Here is a 24,404-nt window from a genome sequence, read left to right on the forward strand (position 1 = left end):
GGACTTAATATTGACAGAATTGTGTATTTTACCCGAAAATAAACAGGCACAACCCCCGATTACTAATGAACACCATTCTTCTTGCAGCTCTTTCCCTCCTGCTGCTCTACCTCGGTTACCGTTACTACAGCCCGGTTCTCGCCCGTCAGCTTGGCATTGATGAATCGGAAGAGACTCCGGCCGTCAAACAGCATGACGGTGTCGATTTCGTGCCGGCAAAACATTGGCTGATTCTTTTCGGCCATCATTTTGCCTCCATTGCAGGGGCGGCTCCCATTATCGGCCCGGTCATCGCCTGCCTTTATTGGGGCTGGCTTCCCGCTCTGGCATGGATAGTGTTCGGCAGCATCTTCATGGGTGCTGTGCACGACCTTGCTTCCCTTGCCATCTCCGCCAAAAACGAGGGGCGTTCAATAGCTGACCTTACGGAAAACATCCTCGACCGCAATGCAAAAATCGTCTTCAGCCTCTTTGTTTTCCTGACACTCATCCTCATTGTGGCGGTGTTTGCTGCCATAGCCGGCCAGACCCTTGCCAACACCCCTGAAGTGGTGCTTCCCACCCTTGGCCTCATTCCTGTTGCTGCGCTCATCGGCTGGCTGATGTACCATCGTGGCTTCTCGATTCTCCTCTCTTCGCTGCTGGGTGTTGCCATGCTGTTTGGTCTCATCGTCCTCGGCTACAGCCACCCCCTGAGCCTGCCGGTGTCGAACCCGGCACAATGGTGGACCATCATTCTCATCATTTATGGTATGATTGCCTCTGTCACTCCGGTTACCCTGCTCCTGCAGCCGCGCGACCATCTTGCCGCCCTTGTCCTGTTTGCCGGCATGTTTTTCGGCTTCCTTGGGCTGCTGCTCTCCCGTCCTGAACTCCACGCTCCTCCGGTGGTCTCCTTTTCCTCCGATCAGGGCTGGATGTTCCCCATGCTTTTCATCACCATCGGCTGCGGAGCGGTATCGGGCTTCCACAGCCTTGTAGCCAGCGGCACCACCGCCAAGCAGCTTCCTACAATGAAAGATATCCGGGCCGTCGGTTACGGGGCCATGGTCACTGAATCTGCTCTTGCTGTTCTGGCAATTGTTGCCGTTACAGCAGGTCTCTACTGGAAAGAGATTCCGGTTGGTCAGCACGGGTTCGTTTATCAGGAGGTGTTTCAGAAGGGGGGATGGATAAAGACCTTCGGCCTCGGCTATGGTGAAATTACCAAGCCGGTACTCGGTGCTTTCGGCGCTCTCATCGGCATCACCATGCTGAAAACTTTTGTGATGACCACGCTCGACTCTGCCACCCGCATTACGCGCTATATAGGAACTGAGCTTCTCGGTGAGACTTTCGGTATTCCGGGTATGAAAAATAAATACGGGGTTACCCTTCTTATAGGATTTCTGGCCGGAGTACTGGCACTCGGCAACTGGAAGGCCATCTGGCCCATATTCGGTTCAGCCAACCAGCTTGTCGCGAGCGTGGTGTTCATAGTCACAAGCGTGTGGCTGTTCGCAAGGGGGAAGAACTGGAAACTGACCGCTGTGCCGGCAGTCCTGATGCTCATCACCACCATCAGTGCTCTCGTCGTGAAAACCAATGAGTTCCTCACCGCCGAGCCGGCTAAATACCTGCTCGCCTCAATAGCCGTTATCCTTATCGCCCTGGCGCTCTTCATCCTTGTGCAGAGCATCCGCATTGTGCGGAGCCGTGGGCCGGTCTAGCGTTTTCCAAAGTCGCCCAAATCCACCGGTGCCCGCCCGTGCTTCACTTCAGGCACTCCGCACAAGCCAGCCTCTGACACGGGACATACCCCAGAAACCAGGGGCTGTTGTTATAAAGCTGACGACACTCGTCTTTTACCTTTGTTGATGGGAAAGTTTCGCTCAATCACCCCATTCGTGCAGGAAACGCTGCCTTGCCCGTGTCAGCCAGAAAGATAGGAGTTCGTTCTATCCTACGGAGCATTCCATGGTGGAATGTTTCTGGCGCAATACACCCGGCAAGCCGCTGCGTTTTTTTTCTCGCGGCGTTGAGAGTTATTCACGATATTCAACAACGTCCCCTATTTTTTTTCTACCAGTATGCTGGTGTTTTCGGCAATGCGGAAGGTTGCTACAAGTGCTTCAAGAAGCAGCCTCGCAAGAAGCACCAGCAGGAAAAAGACAATTGGCGCCATCAGGATACCGCCCAGCCCGCTCCAGAAGTTGAACTGCATTGAGGTAAATCCCGCCCCGAGTGTGCCCAGAGCGGTAATGGCGGCAAACACCATTGACAGAATGTAAAGGTACTTGACAATCTGCAGGGTGATGAACTCCTTGAATGAGAAGTCAAACAGTTTGCCGAAAAGTGATCCGTTCTGCATGGTCAGCTCCTTGTGTTCAGAATTGAATTGAGAAAAACTGCCGCAAAACTGCTGGCTGTTATAGCCCATGCGCAGGGTGAAGAATGAGGGCACCTCTATTTCAAGGTACCATAAATAAGGTAGCACGATTTATCTCATAGTGGAAATCTTCCCGAAATCCACCGTCTTGTTCTCCCTGCTCAATGGAGCTGTTTCCTCCTCTCCTTGCCGGCGTGTCGGGAAGTGATTTGTTTTTGTTTCTGTTATGTATTAACATATGAACAAAGGCTCATATGAATGTTGATGCACAAAAACCAATGACTGAAAACCGTTCTGAAATCTGCCTGGAGCAGTGCTTTCATCCTGAAACGGTTGAGAGGGTGAGTGGCTTTATGGCCTCACGGGAAGATTTGTTGGCTGTGGCTGAGCTTTTCAAGGCGCTTGGTGATGGGAGCAGAATGTCGATTCTCAATGCTCTTCTCTGTTCGGAGCTGTGTGTGTGCGATTTGACCATGATACTGAAGATGACCCAGTCTGCGGTGTCGCATCAGCTTCGTGTGCTGCGGGGGGCAAAGATAGTCAAGTCCAGAAAGGAGGGGAAGAATGTGTACTACTCGCTTGATGATCCTCACATTGCCATGCTGATTGAAACGGGGTTTGAGCATGTAAGAGAAGAGAGGGGGGGGGGAGATGTGTGACGAGCTGTGAGGCACAAACAGGGAGAAGCCAATCATGAATGAATTTACAGCGATACTGATATCAGTTTTTGTGGCTTCCTGGCATGTTCTTGTTGAGGCTGCGCCATGGATGCTTCTGGGTTTTGTGGTGGCAGGGCTGTTCCGTGCATTGCTGCCCGGTGATATGATTGCGAAACATATGGGAGGAAGAGGGATTAAAGGGATCGTAAAGGCTTCGGCACTTGGTATTCCTGTTCCTCTCTGCAGCTGCGGTGTACTGCCTGCAGCGGCAGGGCTGAGGAAGCAGGGAGCGGGGAAGGGGCCTGTTGCATCCTTCCTTATTTCTACTCCTGAGACGGGTGTTGATTCCATTGCGGTAACCTATGCTCTGCTTGATCCACTGATGACTGTTATCCGCCCCCTGGTTTCTTTTGTTACTGCGATTGCGGCAGGTGTTTCTGTGGCTTTTTTTGAACGGTTTGAGAAGCCCTCTGCCGTTGTTCCCGAAGCCGGACAAGCTACAGGCTCCTGCTGTGGCGGCACCTGTTCAAGCAGCGCTGCCATACCAGAAGTGCCGCAATCTTTTATAGAGAAGGTTCGTGGCGGGTTGCGTTTCGCATTTTCTGATCTTCTGGCCGATATCGGGAAGTGGTTTTTTCTGGGTCTTCTGCTTGCGGGCTGTATTTCTGTTTTTGTGTCGCCCGATATGCTGCAGTTGGTTGCCGGAAACGAGTTTCTCTCAATGCTGATGATGCTGGCCATTTCAGTGCCGCTTTATGTCTGCGCCACTGCCTCTACCCCTGTTGCGGCAGCTCTTGCCCTGAAAGGAATTTCACCGGGGGCGGCTCTCGTCTTCCTGCTTGCCGGGCCGGCAACCAATGCGGCTTCGCTGACCGTTATCTCCCGTATGCTCGGCAAGGCCTCAACCGCTGTCTATCTTGTGAGCATTATGGTCATGTCGCTTGTTGCCGGTATTCTGGTCAATCGCCTGTATCGCTTCCTTGGGCTTGATCTTACAGGGTGGGTAGGCAGGCCGGTTCATACTGAACCATCGCTCATGGCTATGGCGGCAGCGGTCGTTCTTCTTCTTTTGACGCTCAGGGCAATGCTCTTCAAAGGGCGTGCAGAACATTGAGTGAAGCTGTTGAGAGCCGATACGGCTGATACATAAACAACTACCGTATGAACAGAAATACAGTGCCAAAGAGTGGCCGGTTGCCCGTTCAAGCCATATCCGACACCTCGGCACTTGTGCTGCTTTGGTGTGGAGAGGAGATTTATCAGTCTGACGCCGTCCGGCAATATGCCGGTATGCTTGACCTCTCTCGAGGGCGGGAGTTGTTGGCCAGGTGCCATGCTGTCTGGGAGGAGTATGACCGGGTTATCCGCTACCGAAAACTCTGCATAGCCCGTGAGGCAGAAACTATCCTTGCCGGTGGCCATATTCGGCAGGTGGTTATCCCCGGTGCCGGCTATTCCATGCTGGGCATTGAGCTTGCAAGCCGGTTTGCAGGCCTGAAGGTGTTTGAGATTGATTCAAGCGGTATGAGGGAAAAAAGAGGAATGGTTGAACGCCTTGCTGTTGCTTCAGGAAGCAGCCTCTCTTGCCTTGAGGGAGATGTTGAAGATCATGCCGGGTTGCGCCGGCTTCTTTCTGGCGCAGGTTGGCAGGACGCTGCACCCACGCTGACGATTGTTGAGGGGTTGAGCTATTATCTGTCTCGGGAGAGTGCCCTTGGGCAGTGGCGGAATTTGGCTGAGGGTTCAATGGTTGTTTTTGAGTATCTCGTGCCCTATGGAGAGGTGAATCCGGAGCGGAGGGATATCCCGCGCCTCGTGTTCGGGGAGATCATGCAGTATTGTTCATTTACCGGTGAGTTCTCGTTCTGGCGTGAGGAGGAGGTGCGCAGTGAACCGGGGTTCGTTCTGGAAAGGTTTTACACGCTTGAGGGTATTGAAAGGTCTTTGGGGGAGTTTTTTGGGAGCGGGCAGCGGATATTTCGGGTGAGGGGAGACGGGTGGATTGAGATTGCTGTCTTGAAGTCTGGCGAAGGGAGGGTGGGTCGTGCCTGATGCATTCAGGAGATGAGCCATTACTCAGGCATTGAGGAGCTGCTATCGGAAGGGTGTTCCCTCTTTTTGAATTCGTCGATGTTTGTTTTTTCCCAGAGGGGGACCTTGCCAAGGTATGCTGCGCGGCCTATGACATGGGCTGCCACGGGTGCTGTGAGAAAAAGAAAGACGATAATTGCGATGGCCCGTGAAGCGATACCGAAATCCTGCCAGAAGAGGATGGTTCCCAGAAGCACCAGTCCGATGCCGAGCGTTGAGGCCTTTGTTGTTGCGGACATGCGTGTGTAGAGATCCGGCATTCGCAGTATGCCCACTGCTGAAAGCAGGATGAAGACGCTCCCCATGAGGAGCAGGCTGCCACTGAGAATTTCTTTCATTGTTTTTCTCTCCTTCCAAGATAGAATGCAAACGCTACAGTGCTGAGAAAGGCCAGCAGCGCAAGGATGATTCCTACATCAAGAAATGTTGTTGTGTTTTTCTGGATTGAATACACCGCAATGAAAGCGATTGCGTTGGCTGAGAGCAGATCAAGCGCGACGATGCGGTCCTCAATGGAGGGACCGACTATCAGCCGCAGAAATATGATCAGTATCGACAGGCCGATAACGATCACCGAAGCCTGCACAGCCCATTCCATGAAGTTCATCGCATCACCTCGATCAGTCTTTTTTCAAGACCGTTTTTGAGTTCCCTTCTGAACTGCCCGGCATCCTTGACATAGAGCGCATGGACATAGAGCGTCCGCCTGTCCGGGGAGACATCGAGGCTCAGGGTACCGGGCGTGAGGGTTACAAGATTTGCGAAGAGCGTAATTTCAATATCACTCTTCACATCAAGCGGGACGGCAACAATGCCGGGTACCATGTGATCCTTTGGCGTTACGATGTCATAGGCCACTTTCAGGTTTGCGACCAGGAGTTCCTTGAGAAAGTACAGGACGAACCTGATGACCGGCAGGAGCTTTGAAAAGTATCGGGTTTCGCCCCATGCCGGGCGTGTCAGCCAAAGCAGGAGATATCCGACAAGCAGTCCGGCGGTGAAGGTTCCGGAGCTTACTTCGCCTGTCAGCATCATCCATGCGACCGCCAGAAGTATGTTGAGCAGAAGGAGGTTCATGGTATCCCCCCGGTCACTGCTTTACTATAGATGCCTGCGTCAAGCAACTCCAGTGAGGCCCCCTTGGCGAGAATGAAAAATGGCTCGAACCAGAGGCCGGAGACTATGGTGAACATTGCCAGGATGATTGCCGGCGCAATCAGGGCGGTTTTCTTGCCGGCAGAGAGCCCATGATATTCCCGGCCTCTCTGCCCTTCATCTCCGCTAAGGGGGTTGTCTTTCAGAAACGCTTCATTCCAGATTTTGATCATGGAGTACAGGGTGAGTATGCTCACCATAAGGGCTACGCTGACTGCGAGCCATTGCTGAGCCTCAAGACCCGCCTGGATCACTGTGAGTTTTGCCCAGAATCCTGAAAGCGGAGGTATTCCCGCCAGAGCGAGCGCAGGCACAAGAAACAGCAGTCCTAAAAGAGGATAGGTCGCATACAGCCCCCCTATCTGCCGGAGGTTCCAGGAGCCTGAGAGGAGCCGGATGATTCCGCTGAGATAGAAAAGGTTTGTTTTTGCGGCGATGTTGTGCACGATGAATAACAGCCCTCCCGCTATAGCCAGTGGTGACTGGATTGCGATGGCGAAAATCATGTAGCCTATCTGGCTGATGATATGGAAGGAGAGAAGCTTGCGGAGATCGTACTGTGCGACTGCGCCAAGCACGCCTGTCACCATGGTGAACGCCGACACCCAGAGCAGTATGTGATGGATGAACGGGGTGCTTTCGAGTGTGAAGATTGTGGTGAAGAACCGTATGATGGCGTATACCCCTACCTTTGTGAGCAGCCCGGCGAAAATTGCTGAAACAGCGACATGCGGAGTATGGTAGGATGCCGGAAGCCAGAAGAAGAGGGGAAAGACAGCGGCTTTAATTCCAAAAGTGATGAGAAACAGAACGGCAGCAACCGAGAGCAGTTCACGATGTTCCAGCATGGGAAGCCTCATGGCGAGGTCCGCCATGTTCAGCGTGCCGGCCATGCCATAAAGAATCCCCACTGCAGCCAGAAAGATTGCCGAGGAGAGCAGGTTCAGCGTGACATACTTTATCGCTCCTTCAAACTGTTCCGGTTTGCCTTCAAGAACGAGCAGCACGAATGATGAGATGAGCATGACCTCGAACCACACATAGAGATTGAAGATGTCTCCGGTCAGAAACGCTCCGTTGATTCCCATCAGAAGCAGCTGAATGAGCGGATGGTAGAAATTGTGTTCCTGCTTCTCGTCCACAGAGCCTATCGAATAGATGGCTGTGGTCAAACCAATCAGTGAGGCCATCGCCAGCATGATGCAGGAAAAGGTATCAACAACCATTGTGATGCCGAACGGTGCGGCCCATCCACCTGCCTGGAGAGACAGAATGCCACCGGAAAGAACGCTGTTGAGCAGTATGACAGAGACAACCGAGAGAAGGAGGGTTGAAAGCACTCCGAGCAGCCGGTGCACAGCAATGCGGCGAGGCAGCAGCAGCATGATGAGTGCTGTGGTCAATGGCACCAGAACCGGTAGTATGATGAGCCTGTTCATGGACTCTCCTTTTCAAGCTGGTCCGTGTTCCTCATTTCGTCAAGATCTTCAGTTTTCAGACTCTGGCAGGTTTTTTTGAACAACGCTATTGTGAATGCCTGTATTCCGAAACCAATTACGATGGCCGTCAGAATAAGTGCCTGTGGAAGCGGATCGGCAAAGGGTTCGGCAATGCCTGTAGCCCCATGTGGCACAAATGCTGGCGAGCCCTTGGTCAGACGGCCAACGGTGAAGATCATGAGGTTTGCGGCGTGGCCGAGAACGACCAGACCGAAAATCACTTTGACCATGCTCCGCCTCAGAATGAGGTAGATCCCTGTTGCATAGAGCAGGCCGATAATGACTGGAAGCAGAACTCTCATACGCGGCACTCCTCCTCTGCCAGCGCAAAAATAATGGTGAGCGTGATGCCAAGCACAAGGAAATATACCCCGACATCGAACAGGAGAGGGGTTCCTACTTTTCCGATTGCCTCAATGCCGGTATCTATCCATAGAGCGGTCATGAAGGGCTTGCCCGATACAAGTGAGGGCAGAGTGCTCAGAAGGGAAAGGAGCAGGCCAAGCACTGCGGCGCGCAGCGGTTCGATGCGCAGAATTGAGCGGGCTGCATCAAGTCCGTTGGCGATGAAGTAGAGCGCAAAGGCGGCGGCAGCTACCAGTCCGCCAACAAAACCCCCACCGGGTTCGTTATGGCCGCGCAGGAGCATGAACACTGAAAACATCAGAATCAGTGTGAGCAGGTATCGCGATGCGGTTGCAAGAATCACGGAATTCATGGTTGCGCTTTTCTCCCTGTTGCAGTTTTGAGCATGGCCAGCACTCCTATCGCCGCTATTGTAAGCACGGTTATTTCGCCCAGTGTATCAAGGGCTCTGAAATCCACAAGAATAACATTCACCACATTGAGCCCTTTCCCCTCCGGCAGGCTTGCGGCTGCAAAATACTCTTTCAGTTCCGTTGAGATGTTGAATGAGGTGGCAAAGAGCACGACCAGGGTCATGAACACTCCGATGCCTGAAGCTATAACAGCATCCCTTATTCTGTTTGAGGAACGCGAAAGCTTGAGAAATTTAGGAAGTTTCTGCAGCACCAGCACAAACAGGATCACATTCAGCGTCTCAATGGCGAATGTGGTGAGCGCAACATCGGGCGCACCATAGATGACGAAGATGATGCCTATTGAAAAACCCATGACGCCGAGCGACACAATCGACTTGAGCCTTGAGGTGGATGTTATCAGAAGGCCGGTGGAAATGATGATGATCAGCCCCAGTGCAGCCTCATAAAAGGTGATTGAATAATCAGGAATGATCGACACCTCTTCGGCTGCTCTGTACAGTGCAAAAGATGCAGGGATGAGAGCCGCGAGAACAATGACTATGGTGTAGTTGCGAAGGTAGCCGTTCTGAAGAATGAGGGTTTGGAGTTTGGCGAATGAAAGCATCCCTTTGAGTGCGCTTTCGTACCATGAGGAAGGCTTGAAAAGGGCCGGAAGGGAAGAGAAGAAAGAGTATCGGAGAACAACCGGACGGAGCGCATAGAACAGTCCTCCCAGCAGCAGCGTAACGAAACTCAGGATCAGTACCAGATTGAACCCATGCCATAGGACAATCTTCAGACTGAGCTCTTCGGAAAGGATGTTTCTGGCAGACTGTTCAAGCATGGCGGAAATGAAAAAGTCCGGGAACAGACCGATGAGCAGTCCCAGAACTGCCAGAAGTGAGGGCCCGAGAAGCATTTTCAGCGGAGCTTCGTGAGCCTGCCTGGGGGTCTCTTTGGCTTTCCCCAGGAACGGCCGGAACCCAACGAGCAGTGTTACCATTACAACACAGGCGTTGGCCAGCACTGCTGCACCGATGAGCGGCAGGCCCCAGCGGTCAAGTTCCAGTATGGCCTTATAGACAGTCTCCTTTCCGATAAACCCTATCAAAGGGATTACCCCCATCATTGAAAAGGAGGCCAGGGCTGCAGCCGCAGCTGTTACCGGCATGGCTTTGCGCAAGCCGGCGAGTTTGCCGACATCTCGTGTACCGGTTTCGTGGTCAATCGTCCCGGCAACCAGAAAGAGAGTTCCTTTATAGAGCGAGTGCGCTATGAGATAGATGAAGAACGCCTTGATGGCAAGCTCTGAACCGATGCCGAGCAGCATCACCAGCGTGCCCAGTACGGAGAGAGTTGAGTACGCGAGCAGTTTCTTCAAGTCCGTTTGCCTGAATGCAAGCGTGGCAGTGAAGAGCATGGTCACGGCTCCCGTTATCAGAACGGTGTCCTGCCAGAGAGGCGTACCGCCAATTTCATGGTTGAGTCTGGCTATCAGGTAGATGCCCGCCTTGACCATGGTTGCCGAATGCAGATAGGCGCTGACAGGGGTGGGCGCCTCCATGGCGTTCGGCAGCCAGAAATGAAATGGAAACTGTGCGGATTTGGTGAATGCTCCGAGCAGCAGCAGAACAACGATTGCGGGATAGAGTGCACTGCTGGTGATTATCCTGTTCATGTCGTAGAACGAGGAAATTTCGTAAGTGCCGGTGACGCTTCCAAGAAGAAGAATGCCTGCCAGCAGCGCAAGGCCACCTCCTCCGGTCACGAGCAATGCCTGCAGTGCGGATTTTCGGGACGATTCTTTGTGATGGTTGAATCCAATCAGCAGATATGAACTGAAGCTCGTCAGTTCCCAGAATACAAACAGCAGCAGCATGTTGTCGGCGAGAACAAGGCCGAGCATCGAGGTCATGAAAACGCCGATGTAGAGATAAAACCGCCCGGCATCTCTGTATCCTTTCATGTATGCTCCGGCAAAAAGAAACACTGCCGCGCCTACAAGCGAGATGATGAGTGCAAAGGTGAGGCTCAGCCCGTCAAGCAGAAAAGAGAAATTGATTCCAAGAGAGGGTACCCAGGGCAGCGATTCCCGCACGGAATTTCCGGCAGCAATCTCCGGATACCTTGAAAGAAATCCGAAAAACATATACAGCGGAAACAGCACGGCGATCCAGCCGAAATTTTCCCTGTAGCGCTTATACAGCACCGGCGCGATCGCAGATGCCAGAAAGCCTGTTGCTATAAGACCAAGCACATCATTATGTTCCGGTTAATGAAATCCATTCAACCCGGGCAGAGAGAGCCCCCGGCCTTCAGGCTGTTCCCTCTCTTCCCGGTTCTCCTGGTCATACACACAGAAGAGGTCATCAAGAAAGAGCTCTTTTTTGCAACCGCCTTATGGCGGTCAGTGGCAGAGGACTCCAACGGTAGATTGGATCGGGTGGCAACTGTGGCAATATAGTAATAATGAGCAGGTATAGTGAAGTTCAGAGGCATCACGGGGTGATATCTTCGGGTCAATGGCTGCTGTGTGGGGAGTATGCCCGATTGCAGGCTATCCGTTGAAGTCCGCCCAGTTGTTGGGTGTTTCGTACCATCGGAGGTTGGTGAGGGTGACGGCTTCGGGGAGATGGTTTTTGATTTGGCCGAATGCCCATTTGGCCAGGAATTCGGCGGTGGGGGGTTCGTCGGTGACGAGGACGCGGGTGTTGCGCTTCAGTATGAACTCAAGGTCTTCGTGGTCATCTTTCCAGACGGCGAACCCGTGGTCGAGCTTGTTGTGGATGCGTTCCACCATGATGTCTTTGAGGAACTTGAAATCCATGACCATACCTTCCCGGCTGTCGCCTGTTTCAGCGACAACCGGGCCTTCAACGGTGGCTACAATCACTCCACGATGGCCGTGCAGCTGGTTGCAGAATGAATAGTGGTTCGGCAGTGTGTGGCCGTAATCAATCTCGATTTTGCGTGATATCTGCATTGCTTTGCAAAAGTGTTGTTGCCGGTTGGGGTTGGTACTACAGCAAGCAAAGTGTACGCAAAAAAAACCGCTTTCAAAAGCAGGTGAGATGCAGCCTCTTTCTCATGCATAGGATTGAATTGCCTCTCCTTCCTCAAAGTGCTCCCGGAGTGAAGTTATGCTGATTTCCTGGCTGAAACGGAGCTGGTAGTGGGGTCTGTCGGGGAAGCTTTTCCAGTGCCCTCCCCACTCAATGTCGGGCGTCAGTCCGATTCGTGCGGCTTCGTCATAGTCATCTCTCCCTGTGACATACCCTCCTTCTGCAGTGAAGATCCCGATGTCCCAGGCAATGCCGAAATTGTGGTTGCTGCGACCTCCTCTGGCATTGGTGACGCGTGGGCCCGGGTTGCCGTAACGGCCACGGCGGAAGAGTTCGTCCTGTTCTTTGTAGGTACGGGTACCGGAAATCACCCGTACCCTCATCCCTCCTTGCAGAACTCTGGTGAGAAAGATGCGGCACAGGCGCTGTGCTCTGAGGGAGAGTGTGCAGATGTTCTGTTCGGATCGGGTGTCGAATGCGCCCAGCTCTTTGGTTATTGCTGCCGTACGCAGGCTGAATTCCTGGTAGGCCCGTTCGGTTATGGGGCCCCAGAGTCCGTCAAGTGCACCGAGGTAGAGCCGTTCTGCGGCAAGGAGCCGCTGGGTGAAGAGTACATCGTTATGGAAATGGACAAAACTCATCGCTGCCTCCATTTTTTATGTGAAAGGGGGGGTAACTGCAATGTAGCTCAATAGACCAAGCTGTTTGGCCTCTTCTTGCTGTTTTTCTGTTGTTGTATCAATACCTCTGCAGATCAGGTAATGAAGTTCCGAAATTGCAGGGATGATCGCAGAAAAAAAAGAGAATTGGCAGAGCTGCAGAAACTTCGTAAAATGAACCGGTCGGCATCTTAAACAACCCTGAGCGGGCTGGAGTGTCTTGAAACGCTATTTTATTTGAACATTTTACGGAGCAGTTTGTTTGTATGTTGTAACTGGTTTATTGGACTTCATTTTTTAATGTTTTTCTTGCGGCGGGGAGCCGTTTTCAAGTGTTATGGATATAGATGTAGGGAAGGTGTGGGATAGAATAGTGTCGGAGGCTGCGGTTGAGTGCCGTCGCGATCCTGACATCAGCATGTTTCTGGAGCAGCATATCATGCAGTTTGATGATTTTGCTTCTTCGCTGGCGATGCTTCTTGCTGTGAAGCTGGGCTCGAAGCATTTTCCGCCTCCTGTCCTGCAGGGGCTGATTGAGGACTTTTATCGCCAGTGTCCGGACAGAGTTGCCTGGGCTGCGTATGACTTGGTGGCAACCCAGCAGCGCGATCCGGCTGCGGTCTATTATTTTGAAATCATGCTGTTTCTGAAGGGGTACCAGGCGCTTCAGGCCTATCGTCTGGCGCACTGGTTGTGGAAGAATGGCCGCAAGACCATGGCGTATTTCATCCAGAACAGGATGTCGGAGGTGTTTGCGGTCGACATCCATCCGGCAGCGGTGATAGGCAAAGGCATTCTGCTTGATCATGCCACGAGCCTTGTGATTGGTGAAACGGCTGTTGTGGACGATAATGTGTCGCTGCTTCATGAGGTGACTCTTGGCGGTACGGGCAAGGAGACGGGCGACCGTCACCCGAAGGTGCACAAGTCGGTGCTGATAGGGGCAGGGGCGAAGATACTTGGTAATGTGGTGATAGGGGAGGGTGCGAAGGTCGGTGCGGGAAGCGTTGTGCTGGAGGATGTGCCTCCGCATTACACGGTTGCCGGTGTGCCTGCTGAGATTGTTGGGCGGACGGAGAGTGCTGAGCCTTCACTTGATATGAACCAGCGCCTTGTTGGCAGGTACAACCAGGCGGATGAGGATCAGCCGGAGAAGGCAGAGCGTACCGCTTCACGGTAATGGTTCAGGCGATTGCGGATTTCTTCAAGATGGTCTCCGCCGAACTTTTCAAAGAGGGCGTTGGCAATGACGGGAGCCACAACAGCTTCGGCCACAACGCCAGCTGCTGGTACAGCGCAGGTGTCACTTCGTTCAAATCGTGAAAGGACTGGCTGAAGCGTTGCGAGGTCAAAGGACTGCAGGGGCGACTGCATGGATGAGATTGGTTTCATTGCGGCCCGGATGTGTATGGTTTCTCCGCTCGACATGCTCCCCTCTATTCCTCCCGATCTGTTGGTCGGCCGTTCTACCCCTTCTCCTTTGACCAGATGCAGTGCGTCGTGCACCTCGGATCCCGGTTTGCGGGCATTCTCGAAAGCAGGGCCGATTTCCACCCCTTTTATTGCCTGTATTGCCATGACGGCTGCGGCAAGCTGGCTGTCGAGCCTTCTGTCGTGCTGCACATAGCTGCCGAGGCCGACGGGCACACCGGTGATGTAGATTTCAATGATGCCTCCAAGGGTGTCGCCCCTCTCTTTAGCCAGGTCTATGGCGGCTATTGCATCTTCTTCAGCTTTTTTCCCCAGCATGCGAACTTCAGAGCGGTCGGCTGCACCTGCAAGGCACTCCGCACCTTTTTCAAGCAGTGCGGATATGGTTTTGTCCGATCCGGTGTCGGTTACGGGGCCTATCGAGGAGATGCGGCTGCCGATTTCTATACCGAGCTGACAGAGAAATGTGCGGGCGAGTGAGCCTGCCGCAACCCGTGCTGCGGTTTCGCGTGCAGAGGAGCGGTCGATGACGGGCCGGATGTCGTTGAAGCCGTATTTGATACGGCCGGCAAGGTCGGCGTGTCCGGGGCGAGGTATGGTGATTTTTTCGGTGGTCGCTTCGTGTGACTCGAACTGTGCCATCTTGTCGGTCCAGTTTTCCCAGTCGCGGTTCCGGATGACGAGGGCAATCGGGGAGCCGATGGTTTTGCCGAAGCGGATGCCGGAGAGCACCTCGGCACTGTCCTGTTCTATTTTCATGCGCCCCCCGCGGCCGTAGCCCTGCTGGCGGCGCCGTAGCTGGAGGTCAATTTCTTCCCGGCTGACGGCTACGCCGGCCGGCATGCCTTCAATGATGGCCGAGAGTGCGGGGCCGTGTGATTCTCCTGCGGTAAAGTATCGTATCATGTCTCAGTCGAGGTTCCTTTATGAAAAAGCCCGGCCGGGTGTTGTTCTTCACTTCCGGCCGGGCTTCTTTTTTTTGTCTCTTGTTCGTTCTTCTTCTTTCCAGCTGTTAGCGGAGGCGTTTTGCTGCCTCTTTGGCGTAGTAGGTGAAGATCATGTCGCCGCCTGCGCGTTTCATGCAGAGGAGCGATTCCATCATCACCCGCTCTTCATCAATCCAGCCTTTTTCGGCAGCGGCTTTCACCATAGCGTATTCACCTGAAACATGGTAGATGGCCACGGGTACATCGAAGCGCTCTTTCGTGCGATAGACGATGTCAAGGTAGGCGAGACCGGGCTTTACCATGACGATGTCGGCTCCTTCCATGATGTCGAGCTCAATTTCTTTCATCGCCTCATCGGTATTGCCGGCGTTCATCTGGTAGGTGCTCTTGTCGCCGAACTGGGGGGCGCTGTGCAGCGCATCGCGGAACGGGCCGTAGAAGCTGGACGCGTATTTGGCGGCATAGGAGAGTATGCCGACATCGGAGAAGCCTGCATCGTCAAGCGATTCGCGGATGGCGCCGATGCGGCCGTCCATCATGTCGCTCGGGGAGACGAAGTCAGCGCCTGCGTTTGCGTGTGAAATCGACATTTTACAGAGCACCTCGACGGTTTCATCGTTGAGAATGATGCCGTCCTTTACCAGGCCGTCGTGGCCGAAGGGGGTGAATGGGTCAAGCGCAACATCTGTCATGATGCAGAGGTCGGGAACCGCTTTTTTGATGGCGCGTATGGCTTCCTGAATGATGCCTTTGTCATTGTATGACTCGCTGCCGTCTTCAGTCTTTTTTTCAGGAATGCCGAAGAGGTCGATGCACTGGATTCCAAGATCCCAGAGCTCTTTGCACTCTTTGACGGCGTTGTCGATGGAGTAGCGGAAGCTGCCGGGCATGGAGGATACCTCCTCAACAACATTGCTGCCGGGGCAGACAAAAAGGGGATAGACGAGATCGTTGACCGTCAGGGTGCGTTCCTGCACCAGGTTCCGGATGGCGGCGGTTCTGCGGAGCCTTCTGGGACGGTGGGGGATGTTGAGAAGATCGAGCTGGCTCATTGGTAGTGACGGGTTATGTTTGGTAAATCACTGAAAATAAGAAAATCCGGAACAAAGGGGAAGTGCCGGCAGGAAAAACTGCCGGCATTATTGCGTGTTCGGGGCTATTGTGTTCAGAGGAAGGGGGCCTCTTTTTACATGAGGAAGCTGAGCATGATGCCGGCTGCGACGGCTGAGCCGATGACTCCTGCAACATTGGGGGCCATGGCGTGCATGAGCAGGTGGTTGTTCGGGTCGGCCTTGAGCCCTTCGGTCTGCGCAACGCGAGCGCTGTCGGGGACGGCCGAGACTCCTGCGGCTCCTATCAGGGGGTTGATTCTGTTCTCGCCCTTGAGGAAACGGTTCATGAGTTTGGCAAACAGGATTCCGCCGGCGGTGGAAATCATGAAGGAGAGGGCGCCGAGGACGAAGATGAGTATCGACTGTGGCGTGAGGAATGTGGTTGCCTGGGTGGAGGCTCCAACGGTCAGGCCGAGAATGATGGTGACGCTGTCGATCATGGCGTTTCTTGCCGTATCGGCGAGGCGCTTGGTGACCATTGACTCTTTGAGCAGGTTGCCGAAGAAGAGCATGCCGAGCAGGGGAAGCGACCCGGGGGCTATGAATCCGGTGAGGAGAAGGCCTGCAATGGGAAAGATGACCTTTTCCTGTTTGGATACTGCACGCGGCGGTTTCATCCTGATTTTGCGCTCTTCAGGCGTGGTGAGGAGGCGCATGATGGGTGGCTGGATGACGGGGACAAGCGCCATGTAGGAGTATGCTGCAATGGCTATGGAGCCTATGAGATGCGGTGCGAGGCGCGAGGAAATGAAGATGGCTGTTGGGCCGTCAGCTCCGCCGATGATGCCTATCGATGCAGCTTCTGGGTTGCCGAACCCGAGAGCAAGAGCACCCAGATAGGTGAGGAAAATGCCGATCTGCGCGGCTGCTCCGAGAAGGATGAGTTTCGGGTTGGAGAGCAGGGTACTGAAGTCGGTCATGGCGCCGATGCCGAGGAATATGAGCGGCGGAAAAATGCCTTTGAGCACCCCCTGGTAGAGATAGTTCATGACGCTGCCCTGTTCATAGATGCCGAGCTGCAGGCCTGCGTTTTCCAGAAAGGGAGTGTTGCCGATGAGTATGCCGAATCCGATAGGGACGAGCAGGAGCGGTTCGTACTCGTGGCGGATGGCGAGGTAGATGAACAGGAGGCCGATAAGCACCATCAGGACATGTCCCGGGGTGACATTGGCGAAGCCTGAATATTCAAAAAAGCGGAGGATTCCTTGCATGGTGATGGTTAATCTATTTCAAGCAGTGTGTCGCCCTGCAGGACGGTGTCGCCTTCGTTGACCTTGATGGTTTTGATGGTGCCGTCTTTTTCGGCAAGGATGTTGTTTTCCATTTTCATGGCTTCAAGAACCATGAGCGGCTGTTCGCGTTTTACCGTGGCTCCGGGGGCAACCATGACTTTGAGTATGGTTCCGGGCAGAGGGGCTTTGACAAGACTGACGCCGGTGCTGCTCATCGGTGCTGGTGCCTTTGCCGGTGTGGTCGGTGCTGAACGGACCAGTTTTGGAGTGGCGGGAGCTTTCATCTCTTTGCCCAGTTCCACCTGGTAGGATGTTCCGTTGACTTCAATTTCGGCGATGTTTTCCTCGATTGACTTGATGTCAACGCTGTACTTGTTGCCGGTTATGGTGAAGGAGTATTGCCTCATCGCTGCGCGCCTTTGAAGTTGATGACATTATAGATTTTCGAATTCCACGGGGAGTAGGTTTTTGCCGCTTTCTTGATGGTGAGAATGGCGGTTTCCTGATCGTGAAGTTCGCTGAAATAGAGTGAGAGTGCCATTGCTATTGCAGCGTTGACCTCTCCACTCTGTGTGGGGGCATGGTGAGCCCCGTGAGTTGCATGCCCTTCCGGGTCAGGCTGTTTCTTGAGGCGGAAGTCGAGCACCTTCGGCATGATGCTGAAGATGAAGTAGAGCAGTATCAGGGAGAAAAAGACGACACCGTAGCCGGTTGCGGCAAGGGTGAGGTGCTCCGGCTGAATTGCGGAAAAATTAAATGGGTTGCTCAAAGCGGCAGCGTTGAATGTTTCTTGGGAGGGTTCGAGTCTTTTTTTGTCGAGAGAATCTGCAGGGCCCGTATGATTCTGAAGCGGGTGTTGCGAGGTTCAATGATATCGTCGATGTAGCCGTATTTGGCTGCTTCGTATGGGTTGGCAAACTTTTCGCGGTACTCTGATTCTTTTTCGGCAACAAAGCGGGCTCGCTCTTCAGGGTCTTCTATGCCTTTGAGTTCCCGGTTGTAGAGCACTTCAGTTGCGCCGGCCGGTCCCATGACTGCAATTTCGGCTTTTGGCCATGCGTAGTTGACATCGCCCCGCAGATGCTTTGAGCTCATCACACAGTATGCTCCACCATAGGCTTTGCGCAGGATGATGGTGATTTTCGGAACGGTTGCTTCTCCGTAGGCGAAAATGAGTTTGGCGCCGTTGCTGATGATGCCGTCAAACTCCTGGGCACTGCCGGGAAGGAAACCCGGAACATCGACCAGAGAGACGATGGGAATGTTGAATGCGTCGCAGAAACGGATGAAGCGGGCGGCTTTGCGTGAAGCATTGATGTCGAGGCAGCCGGCAAGATAGCTTGGCTGGTTGGCAACAATGCCGGTGGAGATGCCGTTGAAGGTCACAAACCCGATGACAATGTTCCGGGCGTACTGGCGCTGGACTTCAAGGAATTCCCCGTTGTCGGCAATGGCCTCGATGACTTTCTTGACATCGTAGGGCTGTGAAGGCTGCTCGGGGATGATTGTGTTCAGACTTTCCTCAAGACGGTCGATTGGGTCGTCACAGATGGCCAGAGGAGGCTCCTCAAGGTTATTCTGCGGCAGGTAGCTCAGCAGTTTTTTGATGAGCAGGATGCCTTCCTCCTCGTCTGAAGCTACAAAGTGCGTGACACCGGATTTCGATGCATGGACGGTTGCCCCGCCGAGATCCTCTTCGGTAATGGTTTCGCCCGTGACGGTTTTGACAACCTTGGGTCCGGTGACGAACATATAGCTGGTTTTTTCAGCCATCATGACGAAGTCAGTCAGGGCGGGGGAGTAGACGGCACCTCCGGCGCAGGGGCCGAAGATGGCTGAAATCTGCGGGATGACGCCCGAGGCCATGATGTTGCGCTGGAAGATGCTGGCGTAGCCTGCAAGGCTCCTGACCCCTTCCTGGATGCGGGCTCCGCCGCTGTCGTTGATGCCGATGACCGGAACGCCAACCTTGAGAGCCTGGTCCATAATTTTGCAGATCTTATCGGCGTATGTTTCCGAGAGGGAACCGCCGAAGACGGTGAAGTCCTGTGAGAAGATGTAAACGGGGCGTCCGTCAATGGTGCCGTATCCGGTAACCACGCCGTCAGAGAGGTAGTGCTGCTTGTCAAGGCCAAAGTCTGTGGTGCGGTGGGTGACAAACATGTCGTACTCTTCGAAGCTGCCTTCATCCAGAAGCATGGCAATGCGCTCACGGGCAGTATTCTTGCCTTTATTGTGCTGCGCTTCTATGCGTTTTTCTCCGCCGCCAAGACGGGCTTTTTCGCGTTCGGCAATCAAGCGTTTCATGATGTGGGTCGATAGGGTTTTGCGGGAATGCCTGGAGAGGTTAGCTGAAAAGCATGGCCAGAGGTTTTGATTCTTGATGCCATCAGCGTTTCTGGGCTTTGCAGGCTATGCTGCATGAGGGTTTGACGGCTTCAGTGACCGCCGTGATAGGTTGAATATTCAAAAAAAAAGGGGAATATCCTCCCATGTTATGCAGAGAGGCGTTAATAATCGCTATTTTTCTTTTTTTTGCAGTCATTTAGATGAAAAAACCTATGAGTGGGGACCTGGAACTTGCGCTTGATCTTGCCCACAGGGCAGGGTTGCTGACACTTGAGTATTATTCCCGGAAATCATTGAGGGTTGAAACCAAACGGGACCGCTCTCCGGTGACCGAGGCCGATCGGAAGGCTGAACAGCTGATCCGTCAGGGGATTCTATGCGCCAATCCACAGGATGGCCTGTTGGGCGAGGAATTTGAGGAACACCTCTCTACGAATGGACGGCGGTGGATCATAGATCCTATTGACGGCACCCGCTCATTTATCCATGGAGTTCCCTTTTACGGGGTGATGGTAGCTCTTGAGGTGAAGGGGACTGTTGAGCTGGGTGTCGTCAATTTTCCCGCTCTGCATGAGATGTATCATGCTGAATCTGGAGAGGGCGCCTTCATGAACGGCTCTCCAATTGGTGTTTCTTCTATTGCGGATAGTAAGGATGCGACGGTGGTCTTTACCGAAAAAGAGTATCTCATGGACGAAGTTTCGGGTCATCCGGTTGATCGGCTGCGCCATGATGCCGGCCTTGTAAGAGGATGGGGAGACTGCTACGGCCACATGCTGGTTGCTTCCGGGAGGGCCGAGGTTGCAGTGGACAAGATAATGAGCCCGTGGGACTGCGCTGCCTTGATTCCTGTTGTGAGGGAGGCCGGGGGGTGCTGTTTTGATTACCGGGGAGAGACGACAATATCGGGGGCAGGGTTGGTCAGTGCCAATATGGTGATGGGGCGGCAGCTGCTTGAGGATATTGCCGCAGGCAGGTGATCAGCGGAGAGCTTCGGCTATCGCTCTGGCGAAGTTGGGGCCGTCGAAGTATTCGGGGATGATGTCGGTTTTTATGCCGATTTTTTCAAGGGCGCGGGCTGTTGTTGTGCCGATGGCTGCAATTTTTACCCCATCGGGCAGGCCGGTTGTCCCCATGGCTTCAAAAAAGTTGGTGGCCGTTGAGGGGCTGGTGAAGGAGAGGCAGTCAAGTCTGCCCTCTGCAAGCATTGCCTTGATGGCAGCAGTGTCTTCAAGAGAGGGAGGACGGTTTTCATAGACAGTCAACTCTGTGCACTGCCCTCCCCGTTTGCCGATGACATCGGGGATGACACCGAGCGAGAGGTTTCCGCGCAGAAAGAGAAAGTTTTTCCCTGCAATGCGTTCTTCACCAATTTCACTCATCATGGTGACGGCATCGGCTATTTTCGGGACCGGTTCGGTGGTGATGCCGTGCGTCAGAAGGTCACCGGCAGTTGTTTTGCCGACTGCCCAGACGGTTGCCTTCTGAAGGTTTTCCAGCTGTTCGGGAGTGGTGCTGAGGAGTCGGGCCATAAAGGCGCTGACGCTGTTGGGACTGGTAAAAAAAATGCCGTCAAAATCTGAGAGGTCGGGAACCACCCATCCTTCGACGGCTTTTATTTCAATGGTCGGAAAAACGACCGAACCGAGCCCATGCTCTTCAAGCTGGCTGACGAATGCGCCGGCCTGATTCTTCGGTCGTGTTACCAGAACTGTTTTCATCAGCAGGTTTTGCGGATTTCCGAAAGGATTTCCTCTGCGCCCTGTTTCAGCAGCTCTTCAGCAAGTTCAATGCCGGCGGCTTCAGCCTGTGCAGGAGAAGTGAGTCCGGTTTTGGTGATTTCGTTGCGGATGCCCTTGGTTCCGTCCACTGAACCGACAAATGCGAGCAGGTGCAGTGTTCCGTTCTTGAACGAGGCGTAGGAGCCGATGGGAATCTGGCAGCCGCCCTGAAGGTGGCGGAGCAGCGAGCGTTCAGCTTTGCAGCAGTACTCGGTGTTGCTGTGGTTCATCACCTTCACGATTTCCCTTGTCTGTTCGTCGTCAACACGGGTTTCAATGCCCAGTGCTCCCTGTCCGACAGCCGGCAGCATGATTTCATGCGGAAGGATTTCAGAAATGCGGTCGCTGAAGTTGAGGCGGTAGACGCCGGCGTAGGCAAGCATCATGGCGTCAAATTCACCTTCGTCAAATTTCTGGAAACGGGTGTTGAGGTTGCCGCGGATGTCTTTGATGTCAAAATCGGGGCGGAGGCTTTTGAGCTGCGACATGCGGCGAAGCGAGCTGGTTGCTACTTTTGCGTTCTTGGGCAGGTCAAGCATTTTGACACCGTTTTTCGAGATGATGACATCACGGGTGTCTTCCCGCTCAGTGAAGGCACTGATGATCAGCCCTTCGGGAGTGGCAGTTGGAACATCCTTCAGGCTGTGGACAGCAAGATCAATCTCTTTGGCAATCAGGAATTTCTCGATGTCTTTGGTGAAGAGCCCCATGTCTCCAATTTTGGAGAGCGGGGAGTCCAGCAGTACATCACCGGTTGTTTTGACAAGTTTGAGGGTGATGTCAAGGTCTGGAAAGTGTCTGGAAAGCTCAGCCTTGGTGTATTCTGCCTGCCAGAGGGCGAGCGGGCTGGAGCGGGTACCGATGATAAGCTGTTTTTTCAAAGCGGTTACAGATTTTTATTTAGTGTGACTGGTTCGGCTCTTCAAGATCAAAAACATTGCGGACAAGGTCAACCCGGCTTGGCATGCTGTCGGAAGTGCTGATGGGTGCCTTGAGCATTTTAATCGGATGGTGTAGAATCTTTTTCATGATCCGGTCGGTCAGGTGCTCCATTCTCCGGAGTTCTTCTTCAGAAACCTTATGCCGGTAGCGCTCGATCTCTTTTTCCTTGATTTCAATGAACTTCGACTGGAGATCAACAATTGTTGGACGGACTTTCAGTGTGTTGATCCATTGGCCGAAGGCCACAAGCTCTTCGTCAATGATTGCGTGCACTTTCGGCAGTTCACCACTGCGGCGCTCAAGGTTTTTGTCGATGATGTGTTTGAGTGCGTCAATGTCTTTCAGGAACATGTTCTGCACTTTTGATACTTCCGGATCAACATTTCTCGGCAGTCCGAGGTCAAGGATGATGACCGGTTTGAGGCGGCGCTTGAGCATGGCTGCATGCATTTCCGCTTCGCTGATGATGTACTCTTTGGTGCTGACAGCGGTAATGATGATGTCGAATTCGTGCAGATGCTCTTTGTATGATTCGTATGGGAGCACCTGATTGGTGCCGAGCTCTTCGGCGAGTGCTTCGGATTTTGACCGGGTGCGGTTGGTGATGACGATATTGCGCGCGTTTTTTGCGAACATATGTTTCGCGGCAAGTTCGCCTGTTTCTCCTGCTCCGACAAGAAGCACTTTTTTCATGGAGAGGTTCGAGAATATCTTCTGCGCCAGTTCGACCGCTGCATAGCTGACCGATACGGCACCTTCCATGATTTTGGTTCTGGTCTTGACTTTTTTGGCGACGCTGAAGGCTGTATGGCAGAGCCTTGTGAGCAGAATGCCTGCTGTCTGCACTTCGGCAGCAATGCGGTATGCCTCTTTTACCTGACCGAGAATCTGCCCTTCTCCCAGGATGAGAGAATCTATGGCGCTGGATACTTCAAAAAGGTGACGGGCTGTGCCGCAATAGAAGCGGCTGAAGAAGTGTTCAGGGCGAACATCTTTTCCTGCTTCACGGAAAGAGATGATATAGTCCTTGAGATATTCGCCGGTAACTTCATGCATTGCCGGAACAACATAGATTTCTGTCCGGTTGCATGTTGAGAGCACCATGGCTTCGTGTGCAATGCCCGCTGAAACAAGGCCTGTGACGAATTCTTTGTTCTGAACTTCGGAAAGAGAGATTCTTTCACGGATTTCAATGGGTGCAGTCTTATGGTTGACACCAACTGAAATGATGTTCATGGCAGCGTGGTTTTTCGTGAATGCCGGTCTCTTTGGCAGTATCAGATTGCTGAACTGTAAATATATCCCTCTAACCCCATATTTTCAAATGCAGTGCTTTTTTATGGCGCTGCTGTGTGAAATGTTGGCGAAAATATCGCCATCAGGGTGACGAGCATGGTGATGAAGACAAACAATATGATAAACAGATAGGCCATGTTTTTTATGTCCCACCCGATGAGTGGGCGGATAAAAATGCTGACGCCATAGAAAAGCCAGATGATGACCAGTGTGATGACTTTGATGTCCATCAGCTCTATTGCTCCGCCGTTCGCTTTCAGCTCAATAACGCCGGCAAAGAGTGTGATGGAGAGAAAAATGAAGCCGAAGGCGACGGCGTGCATGGTGAGTCGTTCCAGCACTTCAAGGTTTGGAAGGCGCTGGAAGAGGAGTTCAAACCGGTTGCGCTGAATCTGGCGGAAGAGCAGCAGGTAGAGAAAGCTGTACAGGCCGGCTATGGCAATGGCGCTGAAGCTGAAAATTGAGGAGATGAGGTGAACTCCAATGCCGATGCCGCTGAAAGCTGCACTCGTGCCTGTGGCCTGCGCCGTCAGTATGGAGGAGAGCAGCTGCGCGCCGGAGGCAAAGGCAAGAACGAAAAATCCGGTTTTGTCGTTCTTTGTGGTGAATTCAATGAAGAAATAAGTGGTGGTCAGGGTGAGGGCCACCATGGTCATGATGTTGAATGTGGAGTACCCTATACGGAAGCCGTCAATGGAGGTGAGAAGTCCGAGATAAACCAGATGCGTCAGCAGCGTCATGACGAGTGACGGCTGTTTGTATTTTTTTGCAAACTGGATGTCGCCAAAGAAATGTGCTCCGTAAAGGCCTGTGGTGAGCAGGTAGAGCAGCGAGAGTGCCTGCGTCAGCAGAAGCAATGGCGAGTTGGTTAACAGTATATTGTTCATCCTCTATTTCTATGGGGATACGGGGGCATCCGCTTTAAGTTGAAATTATGCGGCAAAGACCATACGCCCCGGTGTGACTGTCCTGGACATCGGGAAGGTAAAGATTGTTGTGGGGGCGGGATAACGAAAGAAAAATATGTATATTCCGCCCGTCATTCAATATAAACCTTACT

26 protein-coding genes are annotated in these 24,404 nt (G+C 53.2%); 6 read left to right on the top strand and 20 right to left on the bottom strand.

Translation table 11 applies throughout. The features are described from left to right. The first annotated feature begins 65 nt into the window (after positions 1-65). Positions 66-1,709 carry a carbon starvation CstA family protein gene (locus tag EKD02_RS04190; protein ID WP_126342199.1) on the top strand — a complete coding sequence of 548 codons (1,644 nt, stop codon included), beginning with the start codon at positions 66-68 and terminating at the stop codon, positions 1,707-1,709. Between the two features lie 341 nt (positions 1,710-2,050). On the opposite strand, the gene EKD02_RS04195 is transcribed toward EKD02_RS04190, so the two are convergent. Next, complete coding sequence (locus EKD02_RS04195; RefSeq protein WP_244924393.1) at positions 2,051-2,476, bottom strand: DUF4282 domain-containing protein; 426 nt, start codon at positions 2,474-2,476, stop codon at positions 2,051-2,053. Positions 2,477-2,622: 146 nt separating this feature from the next. Between EKD02_RS04195 and EKD02_RS04200 the strand changes: the two genes are divergently transcribed. The 3 genes from EKD02_RS04200 to EKD02_RS04210 are packed head-to-tail and all read left to right on the top strand — an operon-like array spanning position 2,623 to position 5,079. Continuing rightward, positions 2,623-3,027 (top strand): ArsR/SmtB family transcription factor, encoded by a 405-nt coding sequence (locus tag EKD02_RS04200; RefSeq protein WP_244924394.1) that lies wholly within the window; start codon positions 2,623-2,625, stop codon positions 3,025-3,027. Positions 3,028-3,061: 34 nt separating this feature from the next. Next, the gene (locus EKD02_RS04205; protein ID WP_126383912.1) at positions 3,062-4,141 is read left to right on the top strand and encodes an SO_0444 family Cu/Zn efflux transporter; all 1,080 of its coding nucleotides are present in this window, start codon (positions 3,062-3,064) and stop codon (positions 4,139-4,141) included. Positions 4,142-4,188: 47 nt separating this feature from the next. Further along, positions 4,189-5,079 carry a class I SAM-dependent methyltransferase gene (locus EKD02_RS04210; protein WP_126383914.1) on the top strand — a complete coding sequence of 297 codons (891 nt, stop codon included), beginning with the start codon at positions 4,189-4,191 and terminating at the stop codon, positions 5,077-5,079. Positions 5,080-5,099: 20 nt separating this feature from the next. On the opposite strand, the gene mnhG is transcribed toward EKD02_RS04210, so the two are convergent. The 9 genes from mnhG to EKD02_RS04255 form a co-directional block, all read right to left on the bottom strand. Further along, positions 5,100-5,456 (bottom strand): monovalent cation/H(+) antiporter subunit G, encoded by a 357-nt coding sequence (gene mnhG, locus EKD02_RS04215; protein ID WP_011890498.1) that lies wholly within the window; start codon positions 5,454-5,456, stop codon positions 5,100-5,102. Continuing rightward, positions 5,453-5,725 carry an MrpF/PhaF family protein gene (locus EKD02_RS04220; protein ID WP_126383916.1) on the bottom strand — a complete coding sequence of 91 codons (273 nt, stop codon included), beginning with the start codon at positions 5,723-5,725 and terminating at the stop codon, positions 5,453-5,455. The genes mnhG and EKD02_RS04220 overlap by 4 nt, the downstream gene beginning before the upstream one ends. Continuing rightward, the gene (locus EKD02_RS04225; protein WP_011890496.1) at positions 5,722-6,195 is read right to left on the bottom strand and encodes a Na+/H+ antiporter subunit E; all 474 of its coding nucleotides are present in this window, start codon (positions 6,193-6,195) and stop codon (positions 5,722-5,724) included. Before EKD02_RS04225 ends, EKD02_RS04220 begins: the two co-directional genes overlap by 4 nt. Continuing rightward, the gene (locus EKD02_RS04230) at positions 6,192-7,712 is read right to left on the bottom strand and encodes a Na+/H+ antiporter subunit D (RefSeq protein ID WP_126383918.1); all 1,521 of its coding nucleotides are present in this window, start codon (positions 7,710-7,712) and stop codon (positions 6,192-6,194) included. The genes EKD02_RS04225 and EKD02_RS04230 overlap by 4 nt, the downstream gene beginning before the upstream one ends. After that, positions 7,709-8,074 carry a Na+/H+ antiporter subunit C gene (locus tag EKD02_RS04235; RefSeq protein WP_011890494.1) on the bottom strand — a complete coding sequence of 122 codons (366 nt, stop codon included), beginning with the start codon at positions 8,072-8,074 and terminating at the stop codon, positions 7,709-7,711. The genes EKD02_RS04230 and EKD02_RS04235 overlap by 4 nt, the downstream gene beginning before the upstream one ends. Continuing rightward, a complete protein-coding gene (locus tag EKD02_RS04240) occupies positions 8,071-8,490 on the bottom strand; it encodes a Na+/H+ antiporter subunit B (RefSeq protein ID WP_011890493.1) in 420 nt (139 codons plus the stop codon). Before EKD02_RS04240 ends, EKD02_RS04235 begins: the two co-directional genes overlap by 4 nt. Then, positions 8,487-10,790: a putative monovalent cation/H+ antiporter subunit A gene (locus tag EKD02_RS04245; RefSeq protein WP_011890492.1), complete on the bottom strand. Its 2,304-nt coding sequence runs from the start codon at positions 10,788-10,790 to the stop codon at positions 8,487-8,489. Before EKD02_RS04245 ends, EKD02_RS04240 begins: the two co-directional genes overlap by 4 nt. 300 nt (positions 10,791-11,090) lie before the next feature. After that, entirely contained in the window at positions 11,091-11,516 is a 426-nt protein-coding gene (locus tag EKD02_RS04250) for a 6-pyruvoyl trahydropterin synthase family protein (RefSeq protein WP_126342210.1), read from the bottom strand. 102 nt (positions 11,517-11,618) lie between these two features. Then, on the bottom strand, positions 11,619-12,236 hold the full coding sequence (locus EKD02_RS04255) for a M15 family metallopeptidase (protein WP_011890490.1): 618 nt from the start codon (positions 12,234-12,236) through the stop codon (positions 11,619-11,621). Positions 12,237-12,591: 355 nt separating this feature from the next. On the opposite strand from EKD02_RS04255, the gene cysE reads away from it, so the two are divergent. Continuing rightward, positions 12,592-13,434 carry a serine O-acetyltransferase gene (cysE, locus tag EKD02_RS04260; protein ID WP_011890489.1) on the top strand — a complete coding sequence of 281 codons (843 nt, stop codon included), beginning with the start codon at positions 12,592-12,594 and terminating at the stop codon, positions 13,432-13,434. Here cysE and aroC read toward each other — a convergent pair. The 6 genes from aroC to EKD02_RS04290 all read right to left on the bottom strand — a co-directional run bounded on the left by aroC (position 13,398) and on the right by EKD02_RS04290 (position 19,283). Further along, positions 13,398-14,591, bottom strand: a complete 1,194-nt coding sequence (aroC, locus tag EKD02_RS04265; protein ID WP_011890488.1) for a chorismate synthase — start codon at positions 14,589-14,591, stop codon at positions 13,398-13,400. The two genes, cysE and aroC, sit on opposite strands and share 37 nt — an antisense overlap. Positions 14,592-14,697: 106 nt before the next feature. Continuing rightward, positions 14,698-15,684: a porphobilinogen synthase gene (gene hemB, locus EKD02_RS04270; RefSeq protein ID WP_011890487.1), complete on the bottom strand. Its 987-nt coding sequence runs from the start codon at positions 15,682-15,684 to the stop codon at positions 14,698-14,700. A gap of 134 nt (positions 15,685-15,818) precedes the next feature. Beyond that, positions 15,819-16,955 (bottom strand): sodium ion-translocating decarboxylase subunit beta, encoded by a 1,137-nt coding sequence (locus EKD02_RS04275; protein WP_011890486.1) that lies wholly within the window; start codon positions 16,953-16,955, stop codon positions 15,819-15,821. A gap of 8 nt (positions 16,956-16,963) precedes the next feature. Continuing rightward, positions 16,964-17,383, bottom strand: coding sequence for an acetyl-CoA carboxylase biotin carboxyl carrier protein (locus tag EKD02_RS04280; RefSeq protein WP_126342212.1), 420 nt, complete (start codon positions 17,381-17,383; stop codon positions 16,964-16,966). Next, on the bottom strand, positions 17,380-17,745 hold the full coding sequence (locus EKD02_RS04285; RefSeq protein ID WP_126383921.1) for an OadG family protein: 366 nt from the start codon (positions 17,743-17,745) through the stop codon (positions 17,380-17,382). Before EKD02_RS04285 ends, EKD02_RS04280 begins: the two co-directional genes overlap by 4 nt. Continuing rightward, complete coding sequence (locus EKD02_RS04290; RefSeq protein ID WP_011890483.1) at positions 17,742-19,283, bottom strand: acyl-CoA carboxylase subunit beta; 1,542 nt, start codon at positions 19,281-19,283, stop codon at positions 17,742-17,744. Before EKD02_RS04290 ends, EKD02_RS04285 begins: the two co-directional genes overlap by 4 nt. A gap of 242 nt (positions 19,284-19,525) precedes the next feature. Here EKD02_RS04290 and hisN point away from each other — a divergent pair, with 242 nt between their 5' ends. Beyond that, the gene (gene hisN, locus EKD02_RS04295; protein ID WP_126383923.1) at positions 19,526-20,305 is read left to right on the top strand and encodes a histidinol-phosphatase; all 780 of its coding nucleotides are present in this window, start codon (positions 19,526-19,528) and stop codon (positions 20,303-20,305) included. Here the strand turns inward: hisN and EKD02_RS04300 are convergent, their stop codons facing one another. The 4 genes from EKD02_RS04300 to EKD02_RS04315 form a co-directional block, all read right to left on the bottom strand. Next, complete coding sequence (locus tag EKD02_RS04300; protein WP_126342218.1) at positions 20,306-21,046, bottom strand: uroporphyrinogen-III synthase; 741 nt, start codon at positions 21,044-21,046, stop codon at positions 20,306-20,308. After that, positions 21,046-21,987, bottom strand: coding sequence for a hydroxymethylbilane synthase (gene hemC, locus EKD02_RS04305; protein ID WP_011890480.1), 942 nt, complete (start codon positions 21,985-21,987; stop codon positions 21,046-21,048). The genes EKD02_RS04300 and hemC overlap by 1 nt, the downstream gene beginning before the upstream one ends. Positions 21,988-22,006: 19 nt before the next feature. Continuing rightward, complete coding sequence (hemA, locus tag EKD02_RS04310) at positions 22,007-23,284, bottom strand: glutamyl-tRNA reductase (RefSeq protein ID WP_011890479.1); 1,278 nt, start codon at positions 23,282-23,284, stop codon at positions 22,007-22,009. A gap of 101 nt (positions 23,285-23,385) precedes the next feature. Continuing rightward, on the bottom strand, positions 23,386-24,231 hold the full coding sequence (locus EKD02_RS04315) for a cytochrome C assembly family protein (protein WP_126383924.1): 846 nt from the start codon (positions 24,229-24,231) through the stop codon (positions 23,386-23,388). Positions 24,232-24,404 lie beyond the last annotated feature (173 nt).

This window comes from Chlorobium phaeovibrioides (assembly GCF_003968655.1).
GTDB lineage: Bacteria > Bacteroidota > Chlorobiia > Chlorobiales > Chlorobiaceae > Chlorobium > Chlorobium phaeovibrioides.

What these genes read in the sequence shown, in the direction of transcription:
- EKD02_RS04190 (WP_126342199.1), top strand. Translation starts at nt 66, where the DNA reads ATGAACACCATTCTTCTTGCAGCTCTTTCCCTCCTGCTGCTCTACCTC.
- EKD02_RS04200 (WP_244924394.1), top strand. Translation starts at nt 2,623, where the DNA reads ATGAATGTTGATGCACAAAAACCAATGACTGAAAACCGTTCTGAAATC.
- EKD02_RS04205 (WP_126383912.1), top strand. Translation starts at nt 3,062, where the DNA reads ATGAATGAATTTACAGCGATACTGATATCAGTTTTTGTGGCTTCCTGG.
- EKD02_RS04210 (WP_126383914.1), top strand. Translation starts at nt 4,189, where the DNA reads ATGAACAGAAATACAGTGCCAAAGAGTGGCCGGTTGCCCGTTCAAGCC.
- mnhG (WP_011890498.1), bottom strand. Translation starts at nt 5,456, where the DNA reads ATGAAAGAAATTCTCAGTGGCAGCCTGCTCCTCATGGGGAGCGTCTTC.
- EKD02_RS04220 (WP_126383916.1), bottom strand. Translation starts at nt 5,725, where the DNA reads ATGAACTTCATGGAATGGGCTGTGCAGGCTTCGGTGATCGTTATCGGC.
- EKD02_RS04225 (WP_011890496.1), bottom strand. Translation starts at nt 6,195, where the DNA reads ATGAACCTCCTTCTGCTCAACATACTTCTGGCGGTCGCATGGATGATG.
- EKD02_RS04230 (WP_126383918.1), bottom strand. Translation starts at nt 7,712, where the DNA reads ATGAACAGGCTCATCATACTACCGGTTCTGGTGCCATTGACCACAGCA.
- EKD02_RS04235 (WP_011890494.1), bottom strand. Translation starts at nt 8,074, where the DNA reads ATGAGAGTTCTGCTTCCAGTCATTATCGGCCTGCTCTATGCAACAGGG.
- EKD02_RS04240 (WP_011890493.1), bottom strand. Translation starts at nt 8,490, where the DNA reads ATGAATTCCGTGATTCTTGCAACCGCATCGCGATACCTGCTCACACTG.
- EKD02_RS04250 (WP_126342210.1), bottom strand. Translation starts at nt 11,516, where the DNA reads ATGCAGATATCACGCAAAATCGAGATTGATTACGGCCACACACTGCCG.
- EKD02_RS04255 (WP_011890490.1), bottom strand. Translation starts at nt 12,236, where the DNA reads ATGAGTTTTGTCCATTTCCATAACGATGTACTCTTCACCCAGCGGCTC.
- cysE (WP_011890489.1), top strand. Translation starts at nt 12,592, where the DNA reads ATGGATATAGATGTAGGGAAGGTGTGGGATAGAATAGTGTCGGAGGCT.
- aroC (WP_011890488.1), bottom strand. Translation starts at nt 14,591, where the DNA reads ATGATACGATACTTTACCGCAGGAGAATCACACGGCCCCGCACTCTCG.
- hemB (WP_011890487.1), bottom strand. Translation starts at nt 15,684, where the DNA reads ATGAGCCAGCTCGATCTTCTCAACATCCCCCACCGTCCCAGAAGGCTC.
- EKD02_RS04275 (WP_011890486.1), bottom strand. Translation starts at nt 16,955, where the DNA reads ATGCAAGGAATCCTCCGCTTTTTTGAATATTCAGGCTTCGCCAATGTC.
- EKD02_RS04280 (WP_126342212.1), bottom strand. Translation starts at nt 17,383, where the DNA reads ATGAGGCAATACTCCTTCACCATAACCGGCAACAAGTACAGCGTTGAC.
- EKD02_RS04290 (WP_011890483.1), bottom strand. Translation starts at nt 19,283, where the DNA reads ATGAAACGCTTGATTGCCGAACGCGAAAAAGCCCGTCTTGGCGGCGGA.
- hisN (WP_126383923.1), top strand. Translation starts at nt 19,526, where the DNA reads ATGAAAAAACCTATGAGTGGGGACCTGGAACTTGCGCTTGATCTTGCC.
- EKD02_RS04300 (WP_126342218.1), bottom strand. Translation starts at nt 21,046, where the DNA reads ATGAAAACAGTTCTGGTAACACGACCGAAGAATCAGGCCGGCGCATTC.
- hemA (WP_011890479.1), bottom strand. Translation starts at nt 23,284, where the DNA reads ATGAACATCATTTCAGTTGGTGTCAACCATAAGACTGCACCCATTGAA.
- EKD02_RS04315 (WP_126383924.1), bottom strand. Translation starts at nt 24,231, where the DNA reads ATGAACAATATACTGTTAACCAACTCGCCATTGCTTCTGCTGACGCAG.